This is a genomic window from Streptomyces sp. NPDC026500 (assembly GCF_055567635.1).
In genome coordinates this window covers 248511-273847 of sequence record NZ_JBVHQB010000002.1, presented here as the reverse complement: position 1 = coordinate 273847, position 25337 = coordinate 248511, and the positions used below count along the sequence as shown (strand labels likewise).

The 25337-nt window shown below is 67.7% G+C and carries 21 protein-coding genes; 8 read left to right on the top strand and 13 right to left on the bottom strand.

Going from position 1 to position 25337, the window contains the following annotated elements; genetic code table 11:
• Positions 1 to 130: 130 nt before the first annotated feature.
• Positions 131 to 2260 (top strand): S9 family peptidase, encoded by a 2130-nt coding sequence (locus ACZ4N5_RS04290; protein ID WP_467755610.1) that lies wholly within the window; start codon positions 131 to 133, stop codon positions 2258 to 2260.
• Positions 2261 to 2418: 158 nt separating this feature from the next.
• Here ACZ4N5_RS04290 and ACZ4N5_RS04285 read toward each other — a convergent pair whose 3' ends face one another.
• Genes ACZ4N5_RS04285 through ACZ4N5_RS04265 form a run of 5 tightly spaced genes read right to left on the bottom strand, consistent with a single transcriptional unit; the run spans position 2419 to position 8068 of the window.
• The gene (locus ACZ4N5_RS04285) at positions 2419 to 3480 is read right to left on the bottom strand and encodes an ABC transporter ATP-binding protein (RefSeq protein ID WP_467755609.1); all 1062 of its coding nucleotides are present in this window, start codon (positions 3478 to 3480) and stop codon (positions 2419 to 2421) included.
• Positions 3461 to 4447, bottom strand: coding sequence for an ABC transporter ATP-binding protein (locus tag ACZ4N5_RS04280; protein ID WP_467755608.1), 987 nt, complete (start codon positions 4445 to 4447; stop codon positions 3461 to 3463). Before ACZ4N5_RS04280 ends, ACZ4N5_RS04285 begins: the two co-directional genes overlap by 20 nt.
• Before the next feature lie 5 nt (positions 4448 to 4452).
• Complete coding sequence (locus ACZ4N5_RS04275) at positions 4453 to 5472, bottom strand: ABC transporter permease (protein ID WP_467755607.1); 1020 nt, start codon at positions 5470 to 5472, stop codon at positions 4453 to 4455.
• Positions 5465 to 6388: an ABC transporter permease gene (locus ACZ4N5_RS04270; RefSeq protein ID WP_467755606.1), complete on the bottom strand. Its 924-nt coding sequence runs from the start codon at positions 6386 to 6388 to the stop codon at positions 5465 to 5467. Before ACZ4N5_RS04270 ends, ACZ4N5_RS04275 begins: the two co-directional genes overlap by 8 nt.
• Positions 6389 to 6442: 54 nt before the next feature.
• Positions 6443 to 8068, bottom strand: a complete 1626-nt coding sequence (locus tag ACZ4N5_RS04265) for a peptide ABC transporter substrate-binding protein (protein ID WP_467755605.1) — start codon at positions 8066 to 8068, stop codon at positions 6443 to 6445.
• A 527-nt stretch (positions 8069 to 8595) separates the two neighbouring features.
• Between ACZ4N5_RS04265 and ACZ4N5_RS04260 the strand changes: the two genes are divergently transcribed.
• From ACZ4N5_RS04260 to ACZ4N5_RS04240, 5 genes are all read left to right on the top strand, one after another.
• On the top strand, positions 8596 to 9624 hold the full coding sequence (locus ACZ4N5_RS04260) for an ABC transporter permease (RefSeq protein ID WP_467755604.1): 1029 nt from the start codon (positions 8596 to 8598) through the stop codon (positions 9622 to 9624).
• Between the two features lie 75 nt (positions 9625 to 9699).
• The gene (locus ACZ4N5_RS04255; protein ID WP_467755603.1) at positions 9700 to 11463 is read left to right on the top strand and encodes an ABC transporter substrate-binding protein; all 1764 of its coding nucleotides are present in this window, start codon (positions 9700 to 9702) and stop codon (positions 11461 to 11463) included.
• Positions 11464 to 11560: 97 nt separating this feature from the next.
• Entirely contained in the window at positions 11561 to 12541 is a 981-nt protein-coding gene (locus ACZ4N5_RS04250) for an ABC transporter permease (protein ID WP_467755602.1), read from the top strand.
• A gap of 76 nt (positions 12542 to 12617) precedes the next feature.
• Positions 12618 to 13655: an ABC transporter ATP-binding protein gene (locus ACZ4N5_RS04245; RefSeq protein WP_467755601.1), complete on the top strand. Its 1038-nt coding sequence runs from the start codon at positions 12618 to 12620 to the stop codon at positions 13653 to 13655.
• Positions 13656 to 13681: 26 nt separating this feature from the next.
• The gene (locus tag ACZ4N5_RS04240; RefSeq protein WP_467755600.1) at positions 13682 to 14728 is read left to right on the top strand and encodes an ABC transporter ATP-binding protein; all 1047 of its coding nucleotides are present in this window, start codon (positions 13682 to 13684) and stop codon (positions 14726 to 14728) included.
• A gap of 188 nt (positions 14729 to 14916) precedes the next feature.
• Here the strand turns inward: ACZ4N5_RS04240 and ACZ4N5_RS04235 are convergent, their stop codons facing one another.
• Both ACZ4N5_RS04235 and ACZ4N5_RS04230 read right to left on the bottom strand, forming a co-directional pair.
• Positions 14917 to 15309 (bottom strand): VOC family protein, encoded by a 393-nt coding sequence (locus ACZ4N5_RS04235; protein WP_467755599.1) that lies wholly within the window; start codon positions 15307 to 15309, stop codon positions 14917 to 14919.
• A 3-nt stretch (positions 15310 to 15312) separates the two neighbouring features.
• The gene (locus ACZ4N5_RS04230; protein WP_467755598.1) at positions 15313 to 15825 is read right to left on the bottom strand and encodes a DinB family protein; all 513 of its coding nucleotides are present in this window, start codon (positions 15823 to 15825) and stop codon (positions 15313 to 15315) included.
• Between the two features lie 125 nt (positions 15826 to 15950).
• Here ACZ4N5_RS04230 and ACZ4N5_RS04225 point away from each other — a divergent pair, with 125 nt between their 5' ends.
• Entirely contained in the window at positions 15951 to 16991 is a 1041-nt protein-coding gene (locus tag ACZ4N5_RS04225) for an amidohydrolase family protein (RefSeq protein ID WP_467755597.1), read from the top strand.
• Here ACZ4N5_RS04225 and ACZ4N5_RS04220 read toward each other — a convergent pair.
• Complete coding sequence (locus tag ACZ4N5_RS04220; RefSeq protein WP_467755596.1) at positions 16981 to 17382, bottom strand: VOC family protein; 402 nt, start codon at positions 17380 to 17382, stop codon at positions 16981 to 16983. The two genes, ACZ4N5_RS04225 and ACZ4N5_RS04220, sit on opposite strands and share 11 nt — an antisense overlap.
• Before the next feature lie 150 nt (positions 17383 to 17532).
• Here ACZ4N5_RS04220 and ACZ4N5_RS04215 point away from each other — a divergent pair, with 150 nt between their 5' ends.
• Positions 17533 to 18267, top strand: a complete 735-nt coding sequence (locus tag ACZ4N5_RS04215) for a class I SAM-dependent methyltransferase (protein ID WP_467755595.1) — start codon at positions 17533 to 17535, stop codon at positions 18265 to 18267.
• Between the two features lie 135 nt (positions 18268 to 18402).
• Here ACZ4N5_RS04215 and ACZ4N5_RS04210 read toward each other — a convergent pair whose 3' ends face one another.
• The 5 genes from ACZ4N5_RS04210 to ACZ4N5_RS04190 all read right to left on the bottom strand — a co-directional run bounded on the left by ACZ4N5_RS04210 (position 18403) and on the right by ACZ4N5_RS04190 (position 24708).
• Entirely contained in the window at positions 18403 to 19554 is a 1152-nt protein-coding gene (locus tag ACZ4N5_RS04210; protein WP_467755594.1) for an ABC transporter ATP-binding protein, read from the bottom strand.
• A 12-nt stretch (positions 19555 to 19566) separates the two neighbouring features.
• A complete protein-coding gene (locus ACZ4N5_RS04205) occupies positions 19567 to 20628 on the bottom strand; it encodes an ABC transporter ATP-binding protein (protein WP_467755593.1) in 1062 nt (353 codons plus the stop codon).
• A 9-nt stretch (positions 20629 to 20637) separates the two neighbouring features.
• Positions 20638 to 21618, bottom strand: a complete 981-nt coding sequence (locus tag ACZ4N5_RS04200; protein WP_467755592.1) for an ABC transporter permease — start codon at positions 21616 to 21618, stop codon at positions 20638 to 20640.
• A 96-nt stretch (positions 21619 to 21714) separates the two neighbouring features.
• Positions 21715 to 23523, bottom strand: a complete 1809-nt coding sequence (locus ACZ4N5_RS04195) for an ABC transporter substrate-binding protein (protein WP_467755591.1) — start codon at positions 23521 to 23523, stop codon at positions 21715 to 21717.
• Between the two features lie 150 nt (positions 23524 to 23673).
• Positions 23674 to 24708 carry an ABC transporter permease gene (locus ACZ4N5_RS04190; protein WP_467755590.1) on the bottom strand — a complete coding sequence of 345 codons (1035 nt, stop codon included), beginning with the start codon at positions 24706 to 24708 and terminating at the stop codon, positions 23674 to 23676.
• Positions 24709 to 25337: the final 629 nt, after the last annotated feature.

Sequence of the window (25337 nt, the reverse complement as noted above, 5' to 3'; positions counted from 1 at the left end):
GGGGTCGGTAAATCCATACAGCAGCCAGCAGGTTCCTACCCACACAGCGCTAGTGATCATAACTATCCGTACGCGCGCATCGATCGGCGCACGGCCGCACAAGGGGGCGCATGGCCAATATGGTCGAGGCATGACGAACGAGCCTCTCTCCTTCCCGCGCCGGTACGCCCGCACCCAGCGGTTCACCTCCGGCGCGCCGCGCGCGTTCACCGTGTCCCCCGACGGTTCCCGCGTGGTGTTCCTGCGGTCCTCGTCCGGTACGGACCGGGCGAATCAACTGTGGGTTCTCGATGTGCCGGAGGGCCGGGAGCGGGTCGCGGCCGACCCGGCGGCCCTGCTCGGCGGCGCCACCGAGCGTCTCTCCCCGGAGGAGCGGGCGCGCCGCGAGCGCAGCCGCGAGGGCGGCGCGGGGATCGTCGGATATGCCACTGACACAGCCGCCGAGTTGGCCTGTTTCACCTTGTCAGGGCGGCTGTTCACGTCGGAGCTGCGGGCCGGCACGGCGCGTGAACTCCCGGTGCCCGGACCGGTGATCGACCCGCGCCCCTCCCCCGACGGCACGCTCGTGGCGTACGTCTCCGGAGGCGCGCTGCGGGTCGTCGGGGCCGAGGGCGAGGGCGACCGGGCGCTCGTGGAGCCCGAGCAGGTCGCCGCTCCCGGTTCGGTTTCCTATGGACTGGCCGAGTTCATCGCGGCCGAGGAGATGGGGCGTTCGCGCGGCTTCTGGTGGTCGCCCGAAGGGGACCGGCTGCTCGTCGCGCGGGTCGACGACACGCCCGTACAGCGCTGGTGGATCTCCGATCCGGCACATCCGGAAGCCGATCCGCAGCGGGTCGCCTACCCGGTGGCGGGCAGCGCCAACGCGGACGTCCGGCTCTTCGTGTTCGGGCTCGACGGGGTGCGTACGGAGGTCTCCTGGGACCGGGCGCGATACCCGTATCTGGCGCATGCGCACTGGTCAGCGGCGGGTGCGCCGCTGCTTCTGGTGCAGGCGCGGGACCAGCGCAGCCAACTGTTCCTGGCTGTGGACCCGGACACCGGGAGGACCCGGATGGTGCACGCCGATGAAGATCCAACTTGGCTTGATCTTTTCCCCGGAGTGCCGTGCTGGAGCCCCGGCGGACAGCTCGTGCGGATCGCCGACGAGGGCGGCGCGCGGGTCCTGGCGTTCGGTGAACGCCCTTTGACCGGTGCCCAGTTGCACGTCCGGGCGGTGCTCGACGTCTCGTCTGACGACGTGCTGATCGCGGCCTCCGCGGGTGAGGCCGCGAACTCACCGGAAACGGGCGAAGTGCACGTGTACCGGGTGAACGAACTCGGCCTGGAGCGCGTCTCGCAGGAGCCGGGCGTGCACTCGGCGGTGCGCGCTGGGGGCGTGACCGTGCTCGTGTCGTCGGTGCTCGACCAGCCGGGAGCCCAGGTGCAGGTGCTGCGCGAGGGGAAGCGGACGGCGACCGTCTCCTCGTACGCCGAACATCCCGGTCTGTCCCCGCGCGTGACGCTCACCCAGGGGGGCGCACAGAAAATCCCATGCGCCGTGCTTATGCCCACTGACTACGACGGCGACAATCCCCTACCTGTCCTGCTGGACCCCTACGCCGGTCCGCACGGCCCCCGGGTACTGGCCGCGCACAACGCCCACCTCACCTCGCAGTGGTTCGCCGACCAGGGCTTCGCCGTCGTCGTCGCCGACGGCCGCGGCACCCCGGGGCGCTCCCCCGCCTGGGAGAAGGCGATCCGCGACGACCTCACGCTCTCCCTCGACGACCAGGTGGAGGCGCTGCACGGTCTCGCCGAGCGGTTCCCGCTCGATCTGTCCAGGGTCGCGATCCGGGGCTGGTCCTACGGCGGCTGGCTCGCGGGACTCGCCGTGCTGCGCCGCCCCGACGTCTTCCACGCGGGCATCGCGGGCGCGCCCGTCACGGACTGGCGGCTGTACGACACCCACTACACGGAGCGGTACCTCGGCGACCCGGCGGCGAGCCCGGCGACGTACGCGAAGAGCTCACTGGTCACCGACGAGGGGCTCTCCGCGCCCGCCGAACCGCACCGGCCGCTGATGATCGTGCACGGCCTCGCGGACGACAACGTGGTGGTGGCGCACGCCCTGCGGCTGTCCTCGGCACTGCTGGCCGCCGGCCGCCCGCACGAGGTGCTGCCGCTGTCGGGGGTCACCCACATGACCCCCCAGGAACAGGTCGCCGAGAACCTCCTGCTCCTCCAGGTCGACTTCCTGAAGCGCTCCCTCGGAATGAGCTGACCCACCGGGGGCAGCAACGAGCCGGGGTGACATGGCGCACCCCGGCTCGTTTACGGCACCCGCACGGCCGTACGGTGTTCACCTTGTCGCGTCCGTATATCGGTACCGCTTCCACCAAGTTGCCTGCGTGTTAACGAAGTTCGCTCACATTTGTGATGTTATGCCGCCCCGCCCGAGGGCTCTTCCGGCGGTACGACCTGTTTCTCCTCCGCGAAGTGACAGGCCGAGTCATGGGCGGCCGGACCGGCGGCGAGCCGGAACTCGGCCGGCACCGCGAGCAGCGGCACCTCCAGGGTGCAGCGCTCCTGCGCCTTCCAGCAGCGGGTGCGGAACCGGCAGCCGGACGGGATGTGCGCGGGCGAGGGCACGTCCCCGGTGAGGATGATCCGCTCCCGGTGCTCCCGGGCCTCCGGGTCCGGCACGGGCACGGCGGACAGCAGCGCCTGGGTGTAGGGGTGCGTCGGATGGTCGTAGATCTCGATGTCCCTGCCGATCTCCACGATCCGCCCGAGGTACATCACCCCGACCCGGTCGGAGATGTGCCGCACGATCGACAGGTCGTGCGCGATGAAGACGTAACTGAGGTTGAACTCGGCCTGGAGCTTTTCCAGCAGGTTGATCACCTGCGCCTGCACGGAGACGTCGAGCGCGGAGACCGGCTCGTCGGCGACGATGATCTCGGGCCGCAGCGCGAGACCCCGCGCGATGCCGATGCGCTGCCGCTGGCCGCCGGAGAACTGGTGCGGATAGCGGTTGATGTACTCCGGGTTGAGCCCGACCACGTCCAGCAGGTCCTGGACCCTGCGCCGCCGGTCACCCTTGGGCGCGACCTCGGGATGGATGTCGTACGGCTCCCCGATGATGTCGCCGACCGTCATGCGCGGGTTGAGTGAGGTGTACGGGTCCTGGAAGACCATCTGGATGTTGCGGCGTACGGCCTTCAGCGCCTTGCCGGACAGCCGGGTGATGTCCTCGCCCTTGTACTTGATCGTCCCGTCGGTCGGCTTCTCCAGGTTGACCAGCATCCTGGCGACCGTCGACTTGCCGCAGCCGGACTCGCCGACGATGCCGAGGGTCTCGCCGTGGCCGAGCCGGAAGTCGACGCCGTCGACGGCCTTGACCGCGCCGACCTGCTTCTTGAAGAGGATTCCCTGGGTGAGCGGGTAGTGCTTGACCAGTCCGCTGACCTCCAGCAGCGGCTCACTTGCTGCTTGTGTCATCGAGGCACTCCCTCCAGAAGAAGCAGGCGCTCCCGCGGTCCGCGTCGACCTCCGCGAGCGGCGGCACCTCGGTGCGGCAGATGTCCTGGGCCATCGGGCAGCGCGGGTTGAAGGCGCAGCCCGGCGGGATGTGCATCAGGTTGGGCGGCAGGCCCTTGATGGCGTACAGCTCCAGGCCCTTCTGGTCGAGCCGGGGGATCGAGTCCAGCAGCCCCCTCGTGTAAGGGTGGGCGGGCGCCTTGTAGATGTCGTGGACCGGCGCCGTCTCGACGATCCGGCCCGCGTACATCACCGCGATCTTGTCGGCGACGTCCGCGACCACGCCGAGGTCGTGGGTGATGAGGATGAGCCCCATGTTGAGCTCGCGCTGGAGCTCGGCGAGCAGGTCCATGACCTGGGCCTGCACGGTGACGTCGAGGGCGGTGGTCGGTTCGTCGGCGATGATCAGGGCGGGCTCCAGGGCCAGCGCCATGGCGATCATGATGCGCTGGCGCATGCCGCCGGAGAACTGGTGCGGATAGTCGCGCACGCGCTCGGCGGCCCCCGGGATGCGCACCCGCTCCATCAGCTCGATCGCCTTGGCCCGGGCTTCCTTGCGTTTCATGCCGCGGTGCACGGTGAACATCTCGCCGAGCTGGTCGCCGACGCTGATCACGGGGTTCAGGGAGGACAGCGCGTCCTGGAAGATCATCGCCATCTCGGCGCCCCGCACCTTGCGCCGTTCCTCCTCCTTGAACTTCAGCAGGTCCTTGCCCTGGAAGAGGATCTCGCCACCGGTGATCTTCCCGGGCGGCATGTCGAGAATGCCCATGATCGCCTGGGCGGTCACCGACTTGCCGGAGCCGGACTCGCCGAGGACGGCGAGCGTCTCGCCCTCGTCGACGCTGTAGTTGACCCCGTTGACGGCCTTGGCGACCCCGTCCCTGGTCCTGAACTCCACCTGCAGATCGCGCACTTCGAGCAGCACGGCGGTCACCTCAGCTTCGGGTCGAGGGCGTCGCGCACCGCGTCGCCGAGCATGATGAACGCGAGCACGGTGATCGCGAGCGCGCCGGCCGGCCACAGCAGCATGTGCGGGGCCTGGCGGATGTACGCGGACGCCGAGGAGATGTCGATGCCCCAGCTGACCCTCGGGGGCTTCAGGCCGACGCCCAGGTACGACAGCGTCGCCTCCAGCGAGATGTACGTACCGAGCGCGATGGTCGCGACGACGATCACCGGCGCGACCGCGTTCGGCGTGATGTGCCGCAGCATCAGCCGCGAGTTGGAGGCGCCGAGGGCGCGGGCCGCCTGGACGTAGTCGTTCTCTTTGGTGGTGATGACCGAGCCGCGCGCGATGCGGGAGATCTGCGGCCAGCCGAGCAGCACCATGAACCCGACGACCGGCCAGATCGTGTTGCTGGTCACCACCGAGAGGAGGACCAGACCGCCGAGCACGACGGGGATCGCGAAGAAGATGTCCGTGGCCCGGGACAGGATCGAGTCGCCCAGCCCGCCGTAGAAACCGGCCAGACCGCCGAGGAACGAGCCGAGGAGCGCGACCCCGACCGTGGCGAGCACACCGACGCTGATCGAGATCCGGGTCCCGTACACGGTCCGCGTGTAGACGTCGCAGCCCTGTCCGTCGTAGCCGAAGGGGTGTCCGGGCTGCGAACCCTGCTGGGCCTTGGAGAGGTCGCACTGGAGCGGGCTCTGGGAGGTGATCAGTCCGGGCCAGATCGAGATGACGACCAGGAAGAGGATGACGAGTCCGGAGATGATGAAGACGGGGTTGCGGCGCAGGTCCCGCCAGGCGTCGGACCACAGGGAGCGCGGCTTCTCCCGCGGGCCCGTGCCCTCCGGTCCTCCCGGTGTCTTCTCCAGGGTCTCCGCTTCGCTCGATCCGAGGTCCATGGGGCCGCCGAAGCCTGTCGGTGCCATGGCGAGATCCTCCGGCGGGGGACCCTGCGGCCCGTGATGTGGGTCTTCCTCGTACGGCGGCTGCTCAGGCATAGCGGATCCTCGGGTCGAGTACGGCGTACAGAAGGTCGACGAGCAGGTTGGCGACCAGGAAGACGAGGACGAGGATGGTCACGAAGCCGACGACGGTCTGGGTGTTCTGGCGCACGATCCCCTGGTAGAGCTGATAGCCGACACCGTGGATGTTGAAGATCCGCTCGGTGACGATCGCGCCGCCCATCAGCGCGCCGATGTCGGTGCCGATGAAGGTGATCACGGGGATCAGCGAGTTGCGCAGCAGGTGCCGAATGGTCACCCGGCGCCGCGGCAGACCCTTGGCGATGGCCGTACGGACGTAGTCGGAGCGCTTGTTCTCCGCGATGGAGGTGCGGGTCAGGCGGGTCACGTACGCGAGGGACACCGAGGCCAGCACCAGGCCCGGCACGATCAGCTCGCCGAAGGTGGCGTCCGCGGAGACCGACGGTTTGATCCAGCCCCATTTGACGCCGAGCAGCAGCTGGGCCAGCAGACCGGTGACGAAGGTCGGCACGGAGATGACCACGAGGGTGAGCAGCAGGACGCCGGTGTCGACGGGCCGGCCGCGGCGCAGACCGGTGATGACGCCGAGCGTGATGCCGATGACGATCTCGAAGAAGATCGCGACGATCGTCAGCCGGATGGTGACCGGGAAGGCGGAGGCCATCAGCTCGGTGACCGGCTGTCCGTTGAACGCGGTGCCGAAGTCACCGGTGAAGATGTGGCCGATGTAGGTCAGGTACTGCTGCCACAGGGGTTTGTCGAGGCCGAAATCCGCGCGCAGCTGGGCGGCCGTGGCGGGGTCGCACTGCCGCTCACCGCACAGGCCCGCGATGGGGTCACCCATCACGTTCACCATCAGGAAGATGAGAATGGTGGCGCCGAAGAAGACCGGGATCATCTGCAGCAGACGCCGGACGACGTACCGTCCCATGAGTGCTCCGGAGATAGAGGGGCGGGCCGTGCTGACGGACCCGCCCCGGGCGGCTCAGTTGACGGTGATCTCGTTGTAGACGGGGACGCTGAACTGGTTGAGCGCCACGTTCGAGACCTTGTCCGAGTAGCCGGCGCTGCCGTTCTGGTACCAGAGCGGGATGGCCGCCATGTTGTCCCGTACGACCCCTTCGGCCTGCTGGAAGGTCTTGATGGCCGTGCTGGTGTCGGTCTCGGCGTTCGCCTGGTTGACGAGGCTGTCGAACTGCTTGTTCGTCCACTGGCCGTCGTTGGAGGAGGCGTTCGTGTAGTACAGCGGCTGGAGGAAGTTCTGGATCAGCGGGTAGTCCATCTGCCAGCCGGCCCGGAACGGACCGGGCATCTTGTGCTGTCCGATCTGGTTACGGAAGTCGGCGAAGGTGCCGATCGGGTTGCCGACGCAGGCCGTGTTGTTGCCGAGCGCGTTGTTGATGGAGTTGCAGACGGCGTCGACCCACTCCTTGTGGGAGCCGGTGTCCGCGTTGTACGAGATCTTGACCTGGCCGCCGGGCAGGCCGCCGCCCTCCTGGACCAGCTTCTTGGCCTCGGACGGGTTGTAGTCGCAGTACTTGCCGCACAGGCCTTCCTGGAAGCCGCCCTTCTCACCGAGCACCGGTGAGGTCCAGTCGCTCGCGGGCGTCCGCGTCTTCTGGAAGATGGTGTCGGTGATCTGCTGGCGGTTGATCGCCATGGACAGGCCCTGGCGGACCTTCAGCGCGCCGCTGGTGTTCCACTTCGGGTCGTAGAACGGGAAGGCGAGGGTCTGGATGATGCCGGCCGGGGTGTTGATGTACCGGCCGTTCAGGTCCGTCTTCGCGTTCTTGAGCTGGGCCGCGGGCACGTCGTCGACCAGGTCGAGGTTTCCGGCCAGGAGGTCGTTGTAGGCGGTGTTGTTGTCCGTGTAGACCTTGAGGTTCACGCCGGCGTTCTGCGCCTTGTCGTCACCGGGGTAGCCGTCCCACTTCACCAGGGACATCTGCGAGCCCTTGGCGTAGGAGCTGATGGTGTACGGGCCGTTGCCGACGGGCTTCTGCACCCAGGCCGCGTGGTCGCTGAAGAACGACTGGGGCAGCGGCGAGAAGGCCGCGTAGCCGAGGGTGTCCGGGAACGTCGAGAACTTCTGGCTGAGCTTGACGGTGAACGTGTTCGTTCCGGTCACCTTGAGCCCGGAGAGGGTGTCGGCGCTCTGGCTGCCCGTGTCGGGATGCACCTTGTTGTAGCCCTCGATGTACCCGAAGAAGTACGCGTTCTTCTGGTTGTTCTTCAGGCTGGCGCCGTAGTTCCAGGCGTCGACGAACGACTTCGCGGTGACCGCCTCGCCGTTGCTGAACTTCCAGCCACTCTTGATCGTGATCGTGAAGTTCTGCGAATCCGAGGTGTCGATCGTCTGGGCGAGCATGTCCTCGGCGGCGCCGGTCTTGGAGTTGTACCGCTTCAGCCCGCGGAAGATCATGTCGAGGACCTTGCCGCCCTGCACCTCATTGGTGTTGGACGGTTCCAGCGGGTTCTGCGGGTCACCCCAGGAGGCACTCACCGTGCCGGAGCCGCTGCTGCTTCCGCCCCCTCCGCCTCCGCAGGCGGACGCCGCGAGGGCTACCGCCACCGCACATGCGGCCCATTTGGCGTGCGTGGCTCCACGCATGGAGTGCCTCCTCAAGAGTGCGCTGTGCCGCCGGCGCCGGGGTCGGGGTCGGACGTCCGGCTCCGGTGCGCTGTGCCTTTAGGGCCCAATATCCGTCCATACGGGGTGCATCGCACATTTACCCCACCCTTCCGGGTGGCGGTCCATCCGGAAGGAGGAAATTCGGATGCGCCGTCAGAGGATCTTGACCTCCGGCGAAGACGATCTTGACCTTCGGCGCAACGGATCTCCGCACATCGATGCGGAACTGTTGATTCCAGTGCACTAGATGTACGCATTCCGAGACTCCGGCGTCCGGATAACGAACTCATTGCCCGTTTCGCGACGTTGGTCCGAATCCGGACACAGAACGGCCACAGTGCGCTACACGCGTAGTTACGCTTGGGTCAAGTCAAGGTAAAGAAAGTAAAGAGGCGACCAAGGCGACCGAGATTTTATTGACCTTGCATGAATTGCGTTGAAAAAGTCCGGCGTAGCCCGTAGGGAGCGCCCTGCGGACGCCGTTGACCCCACGGGCCTGGAGCACCATGACCCTCCCCACTCCTTCCGCGGCCGCATCGCTTGAGGTGACCGACGAGATCGGATCGATCCCGGATTCGTCTTCCAACCCCAAGGGCTCGGAGAGTCGCTCCCCGGGACGACTCGCCTGGAAGCGGTTCAGACGTGACCGCACGGGCGTTATATCCGCGTACATCGTGATCTTCTTCTTCGCGATTTCGATCTGCGCGCCGCTGATAGCGAAGCTGTATGGGAAGAACCCGTACGAGCAGTACGGCCAGGAGAAGGACGGCCTGCTCAACGACTTCGCCTTCCCGGTGAAGCCCAACGGCGGCATCGACAGCAACTTCTGGTTCGGCATCGAGCCCCAGCTGGGCCGGGACGTCTTCACGTTCCTGCTGTACGGCATCCGCACGTCGCTGATGATCGCCACTGCGGCCACCCTGCTGACCACGGTGGTCGGTGTGGTGATCGGCATCACCGCGGGATACCTCGGCGGCCGGACGGACTACTTCGTCGGCCGGGTCATCGACATCCTGCTGTCGTTCCCGTCCACGCTGTTCTTCATCGCCTTCATGCCGGTCGTCTACGGCTTGTTCATCCCCTTCAGTGACGAAGTTCCGACCTGGCTCAGGGCCACCAGTCTGATCCTCGTCCTGAGCGCCTTCGGCTGGGCCTCCATCGCGCGACTGCTGCGCGGTCAGGTACTCGGTCTGCGTGAGCGGGAGTTCGTCGAGGCCGCGAAGGTGACCGGCGCGTCCTCGCGCCGCATCGTCTTCAAGGAACTGCTGCCCAACCTGTGGACACCGATCCTGATCCAGTCCACTCTCATGCTGCCGGCCTACGTGACCGCCGAAGCAGGACTCGCCTTCCTGGGCGTCGGTATCAAGGACCCCACCCCCGACTGGGGCGTGATGATCCAGCGCGGCGCCGGCTTCTACGCGGACGACATCACGTTCATGATCTTCCCTGGCGTATCGATGGTCATCTTCGTCCTCGCCTTCAACCTGCTCGGTGACTCGGTCCGCGACGCCCTCGACCCGAAGTCGAAGCGCTGAGTCCCATCCCATGCCCCGGTCGCGGTCGTCCGGCCGGCAGCCCTTCTCACCCTCTGAATGACTAGGTAGGCACGCATGTCCTTCTCCCGCAGAAACTTCCTCATAGCCACCGGTGTGGCGGCCGGCGCGAGCACGGTCCTCAGCGCGTGCAGCAGCGGCAACGCCGGCGGCAGCAGCGGGAGCAACAAGGCTCCGTCGGTGGACAAGGCCGCGGCCGCCACCATCGCCGTCGGCACCAAGGCTGACTCCACCGGCCCGGCCCCCGAGGTCGAGGGCGCGGTCAAGGGCGGCACGATCTACACCCTGGACCAGATCGACTGCGACCACCTGGACCCGGCCCAGCTGTACTCCTCGTACGAGGGCGCCGTCTCCGTGCCGTTCCTTCGCGGTCTGACCGGCTACAAGGTCGACGCCAAGGGCAAGGTCACCCTGGTCGGCGACCTCGCCACCGACGCCGGCACGATGACGGACGGCGGCAAGACCTGGGCCTTCACGCTGAAGGACAACGTGAAGTGGCAGGACGGCGCCGACGTCACGATCGAGGACGTCCGCTGGACCTTCGAGCGTCTCTTCGCCAAGTTCGTCACCCAGGGCCCGCGCTACCCGCAGAGCTGGCTCATCGGCGGCGACAAGTACAAGGGCCCCTACGAGGGCAAGCACCTCGACTCGATCGAGATCTCCGGCAACACCGTGACCTTCCGTCTGAAGGAGGGCCACAGCGACTTCAACTTCATGCTGGCCATGCGCGGCTTCTCCCTCGTGCCCAAGAAGCACGACACCAAGGAGAAGTACGACAAGCAGCCCTTCTCCTGCGGCCCGTACAAGATCGAGAGCCGCAGCATCGGCAAGTCGATGACGCTGGTCCGCAACACCCACTGGGTGGCCGAGACGGACCCGATCCGCAACGCCTACCCGGACAAGTTCGAGATGCAGTTCGGCTTCGAGCTGCAGGCCTCCACGGACCGCTACATCGCGGACGCCGGCAACGACCAGTACACGGTCTCGATGTTCAACGAGGTCGCCCCCACCCGCATGCAGCAGGTGCTCGGCAACGCGGCCCTCAAGAAGCGCGTGCTGACCCAGGTCGACACGACCTGCTACTACTACGCGATCAACACGAAGCGCGTCCCGGACGTCAAGGTGCGCCAGGCGCTCAACTTCGCGTGGCCGTCCAAGCAGGCCCAGCAGATCCGTGGCGGCTCGTCCTCCTCGGCGATCGCCACCACGATCATCAGCCCCCTCACCCCGGGCCACCAGGACTTCGACCTGTACGGCAAGAAGACGAAGCCGACCGGTGACCCGGAGAAGGCCAAGGCTCTCCTGAAGGAGGCCGGCAAGGTCGGCCAGAAGATCGTCATCGCCTTCCAGCAGTCCGACACGGCCGTCAAGACCGCCGTCGCCATCAAGACCGCCCTCACCAAGGCCGGCTTCGACGTGGTGACCAAGCAGGTCGACAAGACCTCCTTCTACAGCCAGATCGGCCAGCTCGACAACGAGTACGACATGTTCGCCGCCGGCTGGGGCCCGGACTGGCCGGCCGGTTACGCGGTCATCCAGCCCTGCTTCGACAGCAGCCAGATCGCCGACGGCGGCGTCAACTGGCCGCAGCTGCGGAACACGGGCGTGGACAAGGCGATCGCCGCCGCCACCGTCGAGGCCGACCCGAAGAAGGCCGCCAAGATGTGGGGCGACATCGACCGCCAGATCATGGAGCTCGCCGCTGTGGTTCCGGACTACAACCCGATCCGCAACTGGATGTACGGCTCCAAGATCGGTGGCATCCAGTACGACGCGGGCAACACCTGCATCGCGATGACCAAGCTGTACCGCAAGGCCTGACCCGTCCCGGGGCGGCGGCCCTCACCGGCCGCCGCCCGGCTCCTGCCCCTCCCTCCACGCCCCCGGCGACGGCGCCCCGTCCGGAAAGTCACGCGCAATGTTCCGTTTTCTAGTCCGCCGCATCATCGGCGCACTTGTGATTCTGCTGATCATCAGCGCCGTCACCTTCATGCTCTACTACGCGATCCCGCGCGACCCTGCCCGTATGGCGTGCGGCAAGGTCTGCACCAAGGACCTGCTCGAACAAGTCCGGCAGAACCTCGGGATCTCCGACCCGCTCCCGGTCCAGTACTGGCACTGGCTGGAGGGCATCTTCGCCGGCCGTGACTACGGCGGCCTGGGCAACTGCAACGCGCCCTGCCTGGGCTTCTCGTTCACCAACCGCGAGCCCGTCCTCGGCACGATCATGGACCGGCTGCCCACGACCATCTCGCTCGCGCTGGGCGCCGCGTTCTTCTTCCTGATCATCGGTGTCGGTACCGGCATGATCGCCGCGGTCAAGCAGGGCAAGGCGGCCGACAAGATCGCCAGCTCGTTCTCGCTGATCGGCTCGTCGCTGCAGATCTACTTCGTCGGCTACATCGCGATGTTCTTCATGGTGCAGCAGCTCGGCATCATGGATCAGCCCTCGTACACGCCGTTCACCGACAACCCGGCCTCCTGGGCTTCCGGACTGCTGCTGCCCTGGCTGACGCTCTCCATCATCTTCACCGCCAACTACACGCGTATGACGCGCTCCCAGCTCGTGGAGCAGCTCAGCGAGGACTACGTGCGGACGGCGCGGGCCAAGGGCCTGTCCCGGCGCTCGGTGTTCTTCCGCTTCGCGTGGCGCGGCGCCATGGGCCCGATCGTGACGATCTTCGGCATCGACATGGGCACCCTGATCGGCGGCGCCATCATCACCGAGTCGGTCTTCAGCATCCAGGGCATCGGCCGGCTCGCGCTGACGGCGGTCGACGCCAACGACCTGCCGATGCTGCTGGGCGTGACCCTCGTCGCGGCGGCCGCCATCGTCTTCTTCAACATCATCGTGGACGCCGTCTACGCCCTCATCGACCCGCGGATCCGGCTCGCCTGACCCCGCTGCCTGTGCGGCTTCCCTCCCACCGGCCCCACCCAGCTACCCCCCGCATCACCCCCTCAGGAGCGTCCCCGTGACGAGCACCGATCAGCAGCCCTTCCTGTCCGTCAGGGATCTGAAGGTCCACTTCTCCACCGAAGACGGCGTCGTCAAGGCCGTCGACGGTCTCACCTTCGACCTGGCCAAGGGCAAGACACTCGGCATCGTGGGCGAGTCGGGCTCGGGCAAGTCCGTCACGAACCTGACGATCCTCGGCCTGCACGACCGCGAGCGCACCGCCATCGACGGGGAGATCCTGCTCGACGGCAAGGAGCTGCTGACCGCCTCCGAGCGGGAGCTGGAAAAGCTGCGCGGCAACAAGATGTCGATGATCTTCCAGGACGCGCTGGCCTCGCTGTCGCCGTACCACACCATCGGCAAGCAGATCGGCGAGACGTACCGCAAGCACACCGGCGCCTCCAAGGCGGAGGCCCGGGCGCGGGCGATCGAGATGCTCAAGCGCGTCGGCATCCCGCAGCCGGACGTCCGGGTGGACGACTACCCGCACCAGTTCTCCGGCGGTATGCGCCAGCGCGCGATGATCGCGATGGCGCTGGTCTGCGACCCCGAGCTGCTGATCGCGGACGAGCCGACCACCGCGCTCGACGTGACCGTGCAGGCCCAGATCATGGACCTGCTCAAGGACCTCCAGCAGGAGTTCGGCACGGCGATCATCTTCATCACGCACGACCTCGGCGTCATCGCCGACATCGCCGACGACGTCCTGGTGATGTACGGCGGCCGGTGCGTGGAGCGGGGCACCAAGAAGGAGGTGCTGCGCGCGCCGCAGCACCCCTACACCTGGGGCCTGCTGGGCTCGATGCCGAGCCTGGACGGACCGGTCGACGTACCGCTGTCGCCGATCCCCGGCTCGCCGCCCTCCCTCCTCAACCCGCCGACCGGCTGCCGCTTCCACCCGCGGTGCACCTTCACGGAGAAGGTCACCGGCGGCCTCTGCTCCACGGAGCAGCCGCTGCTGGAGATCACGGACGGGCGCGGTGCCGCCTGCCACCTCACGGCGGACCAGCGCCGCGACTTCTTCGCCGACTCCGCCGCCACGCGGTCGCACTGACGTAACTGAGACGGGACTTCACGATCATGAGCAACACGAACCCCCTCCTGGACGTCACCGGACTGACCAAGCACTTCCCGGTGATGGGCGGCTTCCCCTTCAAGCGGAGGATCGGCGCGGTCCAGGCCGTTGACGGTCTCGACTTCCAGGTCGGCGAGGGCGAGAGCCTCGGCCTGGTCGGCGAGTCCGGCTGTGGCAAGTCGACGACGGGCCGGCTGATCACGCGCCTGCTCGAGCCCACCGGCGGCAAGATCAGCTACCGCGGCCAGGACATCACGCACGCGGGCCGCAAGCAGCTGGCCCCGATCCGGTCCGAGATCCAGATGATCTTCCAGGACCCGTACGCCTCGCTGAACCCGCGGCAGACGGTCGGCAAGATCATCTCGGGCCCGATGGAGATCAACGGGATCAACCCGCCCGGCGGCCACGAGAAGCGCGTCCGCGAACTCCTGGAGACGGTCGGCCTCAACCCGGAGCACTACAACCGCTTCCCGCACGAGTTCTCCGGCGGTCAGCGCCAGCGCATCGGTGTGGCACGGGCGTTGGCGCTCTCGCCGAAGCTGATCGTGGCGGACGAGCCGGTCTCGGCGCTCGACGTCTCCATCCAGGCGCAGGTCGTGAACCTGCTCCAGGACCTCCAGCGGGACCTGGGCATCGCGTTCCTGTTCATCGCCCACGACCTCGCGATCGTGCGGCACTTCTCGCAGCGCGTCGCGGTGATGTACCTCGGCAAGATCGTCGAGATCGCCAACCGCGAGGACCTGTACGAGAACCCGCGCCACCCGTACACGCGGGCGCTGATGTCCGCCGTTCCCGAGGCGACCGCGGACGACGTCCCGGCCCGCGAGCGCATCCTGCTCACCGGTGACGTGCCCTCGCCGCTCAACCCGCCGTCGGGCTGCCGCTTCCGCACCCGCTGCTGGAAGGCGACGGAGAAGTGCGCGACGGAGGCTCCGCCGCTGGTGCAGATCTCGGGCAGCAGCGACGGTCACCTGACGGCGTGCCACTACCCGGAGACGAAGGAGACGATTCCGGCCCAGCGTCTCTCCAAGGACCCCGAGGCGGCGGTCTGACACACCCCTTTCCGTCAGCCGCCCCCTTAAGGAACCGACTTTCTCGGCCCATTGACCCGAGCCCATGAACGCCGGTTTCAGGGGAACGAAGGCCCGCACCCTCTTGGGTGCGGGTCTTCTCTCGTGCCACCCACTGCCTGGTTCCCCGCTCGTCGGCTCCGCGGGCGCCGGGCCCGGCGTCGACCCGGCTAGCCCAACTCCCCGCGTTCCACGCAGAATTCGTTGCCCTCGGGGTCCGCGAGGACGATCCAGCCGCCGCCGTCCGGGCGCGTGTGGTCGGCGAGTTGGCGGGCGCCGAGGGCCAGGGCGCGTTCGACCTCCGCCGACCGGGTGCGGCCGTGCGGCTGGAGGTCGAGGTGGACACGGTTCTTCGCCGTCTTGCCCTCCTCGACGCGCACGAACAGGAGGGCCGGTCCGCCGGACGGGTCCACGATCACCGCCTCCGGGTCACCGGGCTTGTCGTCGTCGGCGAGCGGCCGTCCCAGCAACCGGCTCCAGAACAGCCCGAGATCGTACGGGTCTCCGGTGCAGTCGAAGGTGAGGGTGCGGATGCTGGGGTACGACAACTCTGTTTCTCCCATTGGCTAGTCGCCCGTCCGGCCGTCGGCCAGTTCGCGCAGGATGTCGAGGTGGCCGTTGTGGCGGGCCGTCTCCTCCACGAGGTGGAGCACGATCCAGCGGAGGTCGACACGGCTGCCGTCGCGGCCCGGCCTCTCGGCCCTGGTGTCGAGGTCGTGCGCGGCCACCAACGTGCGGTAGCGGGCGCTCTGTTCGTCGTACTCGTCGAGGAGCTGGGGCAGCGGGAAGTCGACGGCGATACGCATCTCGCGGTCGGGGTCCTCGTCCGTCCAGGGCCCCTTGTCCTCCTCGCCCAGGAAGACCACCTGGAACCAGTAGTACTCGACCCAGCGGAGATGGTTGACGAGCCCGCTGAGGGTCATCAGCGGGGACCCGGGCAGCGGAGCCTTGCGGGCGTCCTCCGCGGACACGCCCTCGCACTTGGCTCGGACGGTGGCGCGGGCGTAGTCGAGGAAGGTGGCCAGCTGGGTGCGCTCGTCCCAGGCCGGCGGTGTGTCCGTTCGTGTCTGTGAAGTCATCGGGGTGAAGCATCCCGGTCGGCCCGGTCGATGTCGAGTGATTAAGCGGCGACCACGGGCCGTCAAAGGCCGTCCGCGCGGCGGGCGTTGCACTCACCCGGCCGGCACCGGCAGACTGTCGCGTCATGTCCCTCCACCTGCGCGGAACCGTCCTGCCCGACGGCGTCGTACGCGACCTCTGGACACTCGGCGACCGGATCACGTTCCGCCGCCCCTCCGTCCCGGCGGAGACCGTCGTCGACGGCGGATTCCTGCTGCCGGGCCTCGTGGACGTCCACACGCACCCGGGTACCGCCGCGGGGGACGACACGGGCTTCGATCCGGCGGTCTTCGCCGAGCAGATCGCCGAGCACCGGGACGCGGGCGTCACGGCCCTGCGCTTTCCGGGTCTGCTGGGTGAGATCCCCGACGAACTACGTGACGCCCCCGGCTCGCCCCGCATGATCACGGCGGGTCGCTGGCTGGCCTGGGCGGGGCTCTCCCGCACCGCCGGGTTCCACACGGTGACCGACGACCTGGTCGCCGCGGCGGTGGCCGAGGCGAAGGCCCACGACGGCTGGTGCAAGCTCATGGGCGACTGGGACCTCGAGGCGCCACCGGTGCCGTACGAGCTGTTGCGCGCGGTGGTCGAGGGCGTGCACGCGGCGGGTGGCCGGGTCGCGGCCCACTGCCAGTCCCCGGCGGGTGTGCTGGGCGCGGCCCGCGCCGGGGTCGACTCGATCGAGCACGGCATGGGGATGCCCGAGGAGTGCGTCGGGCTGATGGCCGGGCACGGCACGTCGTACGTCCCCACCCTCACCGCGTTCGCGTACAGCGCGCCCCGCGTCAAGGACAACGCCCGGGGCCTGCTCTGGCGCGAGGGACACCGCACGATGATCCGCCGGGTCCGGGAGGCGTACGACGCCGGTGTCACCCTGCTCGCCGGCACGGACTCGGCCCCCCACGGCAACGTCGCCGTCGAGGTCGAGCACCTCATCGGGGCCGGGCTGCCGCCCGAGGCCGCCGTCGGCGCGGCCAGTTGGACCGCGCGTGCCTTCCTGGGGCTGCCCCTGCTGACCGAGGGCGCCCTGGCCGACATCACCGTCTACGACACGGACCCCCGCGGGGAACCGGGCGTCCTGCGTCATCCGCGCCGCATCGTGCTGCGCGGCCGGATCATCCGCTGACGCCCTCGGCCTCCCTGACCACGAGTTCGGCCTCGAAGCCGTCGGTGTCCTCCAGGTAGGCGGCACGGTGCCCGGAGCCGCCCGCGTAGGGATGGCGGTCCGGGAACAGGAGCGTCCAGCCGTACGCCGGTGCCTCCTCGACGAGCGTGTCGAGCTCGGCCCGGCTCGTGACGTGGAAGGCGAGATGGTTGAGCCCCGGGCGCAGCCGGTCGTGGTGGTCCGCGGTCAGGGCGGGCGACTGTTCGAACACGAGGTAGGTCTCCCCCAGTCGCCAGCTGCGGCCCTCCGGCCAGTCCTGGTACGGCGCGTACCCGAGCCGCTCCAGCAGCCAGCCCCAGGACCGCACGGCCCGCCCCAGGTCCGGTACCCATAGCTCGATGTGGTGCAGCATCTCGTCCCGATTCTCGCGAGCGGTGTCGGAGTCTGTTTCCCCGGCTCCCGGTCGGCCCGTTCAACCTGCCACTGTTTTCGCCCACTTGCTCACGCGATTCCTTCCCCATCAGTGGTTTCGGGTGGCCCCGCGGGCTGAGAGACTGCTGCGATGACTGATCGTTCGTTCAGTGACGTCTCGCTCGCCGCCCTGTACGACGTGCTGAATCCATGGAGTCCGAGCGACGATTTCTACCTGGACCTGGTGATGTCCGCGCGGTCCGTGCTCGATGTCGGATGCGGGACGGGACGGCTGTTGGCACGCGCCCGGGAGGGCGGTCACGAGGGGCGGTTGTGCGGGCTCGATCCCGCCGCGGCCATGCTGGTGCAGGCGCGCCGGCAGGCCGACGTCGAGTGGGTGCTCGGGGATCTCGGTTCGGTGCGCTGGGAGCGGGAGTTCGACCTGGTCGTGATGACCGGGCACGCGTTTCAGGTGCTCGTCGGCGACGAGGAGGTGCGCTCCGCGCTGGCCGCCGTACGGCAGGCTCTCGGCGACGGCGGCCGGTTCGTCTTCGAGACGCGCAATCCCGCCGTCCGGGCGTGGGAGACCTGGCGGCCCGAGCGGGCGCGCGAGGTGAGCGACGAGAACGGGGACGCCGTACGGGTCCGGCACGAGGTCGAGACGCCGGTGCTCGGGGACCGCGTGACGTTCAGCGAGACGTTCGAGCATGCGCGCTGGGGGCGGCCGCGGGTCAGTCGCAGCACCCTGCGGTTCCTGGGAGCGGACGCGCTGCGGGAGTTCCTCGGCGAGGCCGGACTCGTCGTGCACGAGCAGTACGGCGACTGGGGCCGGGAGCCGCTCTCCCCCACCGCCCCCGAGATCATCACCGTCGCCGGCCCGGCCTGACCCGAGCGAGCGGCGCCGCGCGGTGACGGGCCGACCGGGCACCCCGGAGGCATGAGCCCACAGGGCGGCAGGCCGCCTCACCAATGGAAGCGGGGCCCGCGCGACAGCAGCGGGCCCTGCTTCCGGCGGGTCGTCCTACAGGCCCTCTGAAGAGTCCTCCAGGGCCACCAGTGCCGGGTCCAGCACGATGTCCTCGGCGCGGCCCTCGGTGGTCGGGTCCTCCGGGAAGTGGCAGGCCGTCAGGTGACCGTCGTTGTTGCCGGAGATCCGGACCAGCGGCGGTTCCTCCTGGGCGCACTTGTCCTGCGCCTTCCAGCAGCGGGTGCGGAACCGGCAGCCGGAGGGCGGGGAGATGGGTGACGGCACGTCGCCCGCGAGCCGGATCCGCTCCCGTCGGACCTTGCCCGACTCGTTCAGTTCGACCTCGGGCACCGCGGAGAGCAGGGCGTGGGTGTAGGGGTGCCGGGGCCGGGTGTAGATCGACTCCCGGTCTCCGACCTCGATCACCTTGCCGAGATACATGACCGCGACACGCTGCGAGAAGTGCCGTACGACCGCCAGGTCGTGGGCGATGAACAGGAACGCGATGCCCAGTTCCTTCTGCACCTCCTGGAGGAGGTTGACGACCTGCGCCTGGATGGAGACGTCCAGGGCGGAGACCGGCTCGTCCGCCACGATCAGCTTCGGCTCCGAGGCCAGTGCGCGGGCCACGCCGATGCGCTGGCGCTGACCGCCGGAGAACTCGTGCGGGAAGCGGTTGTAGTGCTCGGGGCTCAGTCCGACGATCTCCAGCAGTTCGCGGACCCGCTTCTCCCGGCCCCCTTCCGGGCTGATCCCGTTGATCTCCATCGGAGCCGAGATGATCTTGCCGACCGTCTGGCGCGGATTCAGCGACGAATAGGGGTCCTGGAAGATCATCTGGATCTCGGAGCGGACCGGCGTCAGCTGCTTGCGACTGGCGTGGCTGATGTCCTGGCCGCGGTACGTGATCGTGCCGGCGGTCGGTTCCAGAAGGCGGGTGATCAGGCGTCCGGTCGTCGACTTGCCGCAGCCCGACTCCCCCACCAGGCCGAAGCTCTCGCCCACGTGGACCGTCAGGTCGATGCCGTCCACGGCCTGCACCGCGCCGATGGTGCGCCGGATCGGGAAGCCGCCCTTGACCGGGAAGTGCTTGATCAGGTTCTCGACCACCAGCAACGGCTCGGCGGGGCTGTCGCCGGCTCCCGCGCGCGGTGCGGGCAGCGTGGCGGCACCCGTCGTGACGTCCTTCGCGACGTCTTCCTTCATGACGCTGTCTCCCTACCGCAGCCGGGGCTTGATCTGCTCGATGAAAATGGTCTGCTTCTGCTCGGCCGTGAGGTGGCACGCGCCTCCCCGGCCCGCCGGCAGCAGCGGGAGTTCGTCGACGCACCGCGCGCCCCCGACCTCGCCCCGGAAGGTGCAGCGGGGGTGGAACCGGCAGCCCGACGGCGGCTTCAGCAGGGAGGGCGGCGCGCCGGGGATGGGGGCCAGCGGCGTACTGAGGTCCGAGTCCAGCCGCGGCATGGAGTTCAGCAGGCCCCAGGTGTAGGGATGCTGGGGCGAGCGGAGCACTTCGTTCACCGATCCGCGTTCCACCGCGCCGCCCGCGTACATCACCATGATGTCGTCGGCCATGTCCGCGATCACGCCCAGGTCGTGCGTGATGAAGATGATCGCCGAGCCGAACTCCTGCTGGAGGTCCTTCAGGAGGTCGAGGATCTGGGCCTGCACGGTGACGTCGAGTGCGGTGGTCGGCTCGTCCGCGATCAGCAGGTCGGGGTCGCAGACCAGCGCCATCGCGATCATCGCGCGCTGGCGCATACCGCCGGAGAACTGGTGCGGATAGTCCTTCGCCCGCTCCTTGGGGTTGGGGATGCCGACCTTGCCGAGCATCTCCACCGCCCGGTCCCAGGCGGCCTTCTTCGAGGCCCCGGTGTGCTTCCTGAACGGCTCGGCGATCTGCCGGCCCACCGTGTAGTACGGGGAGAGCGCGGTCAGCGGGTCCTGGAAGATCATCGCGGCCTTGTTGCCGCGCACTTTCTCCAACTCCGACTCACGGGCCGTGATCAGCTCCTGGCCGTCGAGCACGATCTCGCCCTCGATGGTCGTGAACATCGGGTTGTGCAGGCCGAGGATGGTCAGGTTGGTCACCGACTTGCCGGAGCCCGACTCCCCCACGATGCCCAGGGTCTTGCCCCGTTCGAGCTCGAAGGAGAGCCCGTCGACGGCCTTGACGACGCCGTCCTCGGTCTTGAACCGGACGTACAGGTCACGCACCGAGAGGAAGGCACCCGAGTCCGCCGGGGCACCGGCGCCCGATTCCTTGGTCAGAGTGGTCACGGAATGCTCCTAGGACAGCCGCACGCGCGGGTCGATGAAGGCGTAGCAGGCATCCACGATGATGTTGAACAGCAGGATCATGGCGGCGGAGAAGAGCATCACGCCCAGCAGCAGCGGAAGGTCGCTGAAGAACACCGACTCGACGGCGAGCTTGCCGAGGCCGGGCAGTCCGAACGTGTACTCGGTGATGATCGCGCCGCCCAGCAGCGAGCCGAGGTCGATGCCGAAGATGGTGACGATGGGGATCAGGGAACCGCGCCAGGCGTAGCGGAAGAAGACGTACTTGCGCGACATGCCCTTCGCCCGCGCGGTGCGTACGTGTTCCTCCTGGAGCTGCTCGATCATCGACGAGCGCGCCATACGCGTGTACTGCGAGGCGAAGATCGTGGAGAGGATCACCCAGGGGATGATCAGCCCGCTGAACCAGCTGACCGGGTTCGCGGTGAAGTCGTTGTAGGCGGGCTTGTCGAAGAGGTGGCTCTGGTAGACGAGAGCCGCCAGCGCCAGTGGTCCGAGGAAGTAGATCTGCATCGAGCTGAGCACCATCGCCCCGGCGGTCACCGTCTTGTCCACGAACGTGCCGCGCTTCCATGCGGCGAGCATGCCCGTGCCCAGACCCACGATCAGGAAGCAGACCGCGGCGCCCAGCGTCAGCGACACCGTCGTGGGCAGGCGGTCCATCAGCGTGCCCCAGACCTGCTCATTGGTGTGGTACGAGTACCCGAAACAGGGTGCGGGGCACGGACCTTGGGTGAAGCCGCTGCTGCCCAGCACGAGGTTGTGCAGGAAGATCCCGTACTGCTCCGGGATCGACTTGTCGAGGCCGAGCACGTGGTGGATGTTCGCGAGGTTGGCGGGCGTGCATGTCTTGCCGCACATCAGCAACCCCGGGTCCCTCGGCATCCCGAAGAACAGCAGGAACGCGACGATACTCAGCAGGAAGAGAATGACGACGGCGCCGAGTGTCCGGCGAATGAGGAAGCGCAGCATGGCAGGGGCAGCTCTCAGACGTCAGCGGGGCCCAGCGGGGCCCGGCGCGTCCGCCTCGCGTGGCGGCGAGCGCACCGGGCCCCGTCAGAGCGACGGTTACTTGACGAACAGGCGACGCGGGTCGACGCCACCGATCACGTCGTCGTAGACCAGGCCGCCGACCTTGCTGCCGGCGATCTGGGTCTGCTTGTAGTAGCCGGTCGGGACCTCGTTGACGACGTCCTTGACCAGGTACTGGTCGACCTTCTCCCACTCGGCCGCGGCCTTGACCGGGTCGGTGATCTTGTTGATGCGGTCGATGTCCGCGTTCACCTTGGGGTCGTTGACCTGCGAGTAGTTCTGCGCGCCGTCGGCGATCGCGCGGCCGTCGTACAGCGGCGGGATCACGGTCGAGGCGGACGGCCAGTCGGCACCCCACGCGGTGTGGAAGATGTCGTAGTTGTTGTCCAGCTTGCTGACCTGGTCGTAGTAGGTCTCGGCCGGGATCTCCTGGCGCTGGACGTCGAAGCCGGCCTTCTTCAGCCCCTCAGCCATGGCGGTGGAGTACTGCTGGCCTTCGGGGGTGTTGGTGTAGCCGAAGGTCAGCTTCATGCCCACCTTGCCCGCTTCCTTCAGCAGGGCCTTGGCCTTGACGGGGTCACCGGCCGGCTTCTTGCGCTTGCCGAACGGGTCGAAGGACGCGTCGTAGCCACTGACGGTCGGGCTGATGAGGCCGCCGGCGACCTCCATCGCCTCGGTGCCGCCGAAGGCTCGCACGAACGGCGTGATCGGCAGGGCGTAGGCGATGGCCTCGCGGACCTTCTTGTCCTTGAGAGCCGGGTGGCTCATGTTGATGTTCATCTGGCCGACGTAGGGCTGGAAGCCCGAGACCGTACGGGCCTTCATCTTCGGGTCGGCGAGGACCTTGGAGAGGTTGCCCGCGTCGACCTGGTTGTTGAAGCTGATGCCGGCCTGGTCGGCGCCGGTGTCGGCCAGCAGCGTCTTGGTGGACGCCTCGAACTGCTGGTTGAACGTGATGTTGAACTGGTCCACGTACTGGTGACGGATCGGGTCCGTCTTCGGGTCCCAGTTGGTGTTCTTCACGAGGACCATCGACTTGCCGGACTTGAACGACTGGATCTTGTACGGTCCGGTCGTCACGGGCGCCCGGTCGTACTTCTCCTTGGTGTCACCCTTCGCGGACACCACCGCGTAGCCCGCCATGGCGAGGGCGTACGGCAGGTCGGGGTGCGACGTCTTGAACTTGAAGACGATGGTTTTGTCGTCCGGCGTCTGAAGGATGCTGTCCGGCAGGTGCTTGCCCTTGTAGGGGCCGTCCTTCAGCAGCTTGCGGTAGTCCGCGCCCGGCGTGTCGGCGAGCCACTGCTGGATGTAGGGCGGGCCCTGGTTGATGAAGGGGGCGAAGAGGCGCTCCATGGTCTGGCGGACGTCCTTGGACGTGATCGCCGTACCGTCCTCGAACTTGATGCCGTTCTTGAGCGTGTACTTCCAGGTCTTGCCGCCGTCCGTCGTGGTGCCGGAGTCGGTGGCGAGGTCGCCGACGATCTCGTGCTTGGAGCCGTCGTCGCTCGTGGCCTTGTACCCGGTGAGACCACGGTGGAGCAGCGTGGCGAGGGAGCCCTCGTCGGAGACGTAGATCTGGCCCGGGTCCAGGTGCGCGTAGCTGTCGCGCTGGAGGACCTCCATCGTGCCGCCGCTCTTCGCGCCGGGCACCTCGGCCGCGGGTCCGGTCGAGTCCGCGGCGTTGCCGAACTTGATCGACGCCTGCTGCCGCTTCGCGTTCTCCTTGTCCTTGTTGCCGCCGTTCCCGTTGTCGCTGCCGCCCTTGCTGCAACCGGTGAGCACGAGAGCTCCCGCCGCAAGCACTGAGATTGCGGCGTATGCGTGGCGTCCGCCCCTACTCATCACTCAGATTCCTACCCATCTGTGTATCACCGGCGCGAACAAGTGCACCTGTGGTGCCGTGGAGTTGCGGTGTCGAACCAGTGAAGTGCCATTGATGTGCTGTGGAATTGCCATTCGAAATCGGGGCGAAGGCGCCCACAACTCTGTTGGTCAGCGAGCCGTCTTGGGATCGAAGGCGTCCCTGACCGAATCCCCGAGCAGGTTGAACGCGACGACGAAAATGATCATCGAGACACCCGGGAAGAACATGTAGGTGATGTCGTTCTGCAGGACGAGTTCCGTCGAGGCCTTGGAGAACATCTGTCCCCAGTCGGGCGTCGGTTCGACGATTCCGACACCGAGGAACGACAGGCCCGCCTCGATCGTCACGAAGTTGGGGAGCAGGTAGGTGGACTGCACCAGGAGCGGTGTGACCACGTTGGGCAGCACCTCCTTGCTGATGATCCGCCAGGGAGATGCCCCACTCACCTTGGCCGCTTCGATGAACTCCCGTTCTCGCAGGGCCAGTGCCGTTCCCCGCAGGATGCGGGCGAGACTCATCCAGCCGAGGGCCCATTGGACGGCGATCAACGCGACCACACGTACATAGGTCGGTGTCTCGTCGCGCGGACTCACGAAGAGCGAGACCACGACGGGCATGCTCGCGATGAAGAAGAGCTGCGACGGGAAGGCCAGCAGGAAGTCGATGACGCGGCTGATGCCGTAGTCGACCTTCCCGCCGATGTAGCCGGCGGTGACTCCGAGCAGGATGCCGGTGATCACGACCGTGACCGTCACCGCCACGGAGATCATCAGCGAGGTCCGGATGCCGAAGATCAGCTTGGTGAAGACGTCGTAGCCGTTGCCGGGCTCGAGGCCGAACCAGAACTCGCTGCTGATACCGCCGTTGGGCTGGAGCGGCACGCCGGCGCTGTCGAAGAGCTCCGGACGTTCGTCCGCGTACACCGTGTACGGATTCTTGCCGTACACCTTGGCGATCAGCGGGGCGATCAGCCCGATCAGGAAGAAGAACCCCACGACGTAGGCGGAGATGACCCCCGAGCGGTCCCGCTTGAAGCGGATCCACATCAACTGGCCGGGAGAGCGACCGACGAGCTGCTCGCCCTCGGGTTTCGCGGTCGCCACCTGCCCGCCGTGCACGACGACCGGTTCCGCGCCGTCCTCAGTCTCGATAGGACTCGTCACAATTCGCCCATTCCGCAAGTGTGGGTGTGCCGTACTCGGCAGCGCCGGTCCGCCGGAGCGGAGGAGGCTGTGCCGAGTCGGCGGCCGTCACCTGGCGTGCCCGGCCACCGTTCGGTTCAGAAGAGACGTCAATTACCCGGCAGTCGCCTGGAATCCCCAGTGGGACGCGCGTAGTTGAGACCACGTCGCGGTCCGTCGGGCCGGGCTTCTGCGCCGGCCTCCGCGTCAGTACGCGCGGGCACGGATCCGGGCTCGGAACTCCGCGCCGTCGTCGCGGACCGCAGGGGACGATGTGACCCACATGGTGCTGATGACACCGCACATGGGTACCTCCTCATGACTCAACCGGTGCACGGACAGGAGGGGTACTGATTGACCTCCGACACCCCTGACGGAGGAACAAACACCCCACTGTGCTCGTGAGTCGGCGCTGTCCCCACAGCGCATGACCCATTGACCCGAGCGTTACGCGGCTAACTATCTGACATGAGCCAGATAACCGACCACAGCCTTTAGGTCTCGGTTCCATCACAGCTGGCGCGTACATCTTCCAAAATCTGGACAAAATGATCTGCGGGAGAAGCCCCCGAAACGGACGTGTTACATGCGTATCGGTCGGGGTGTACCGC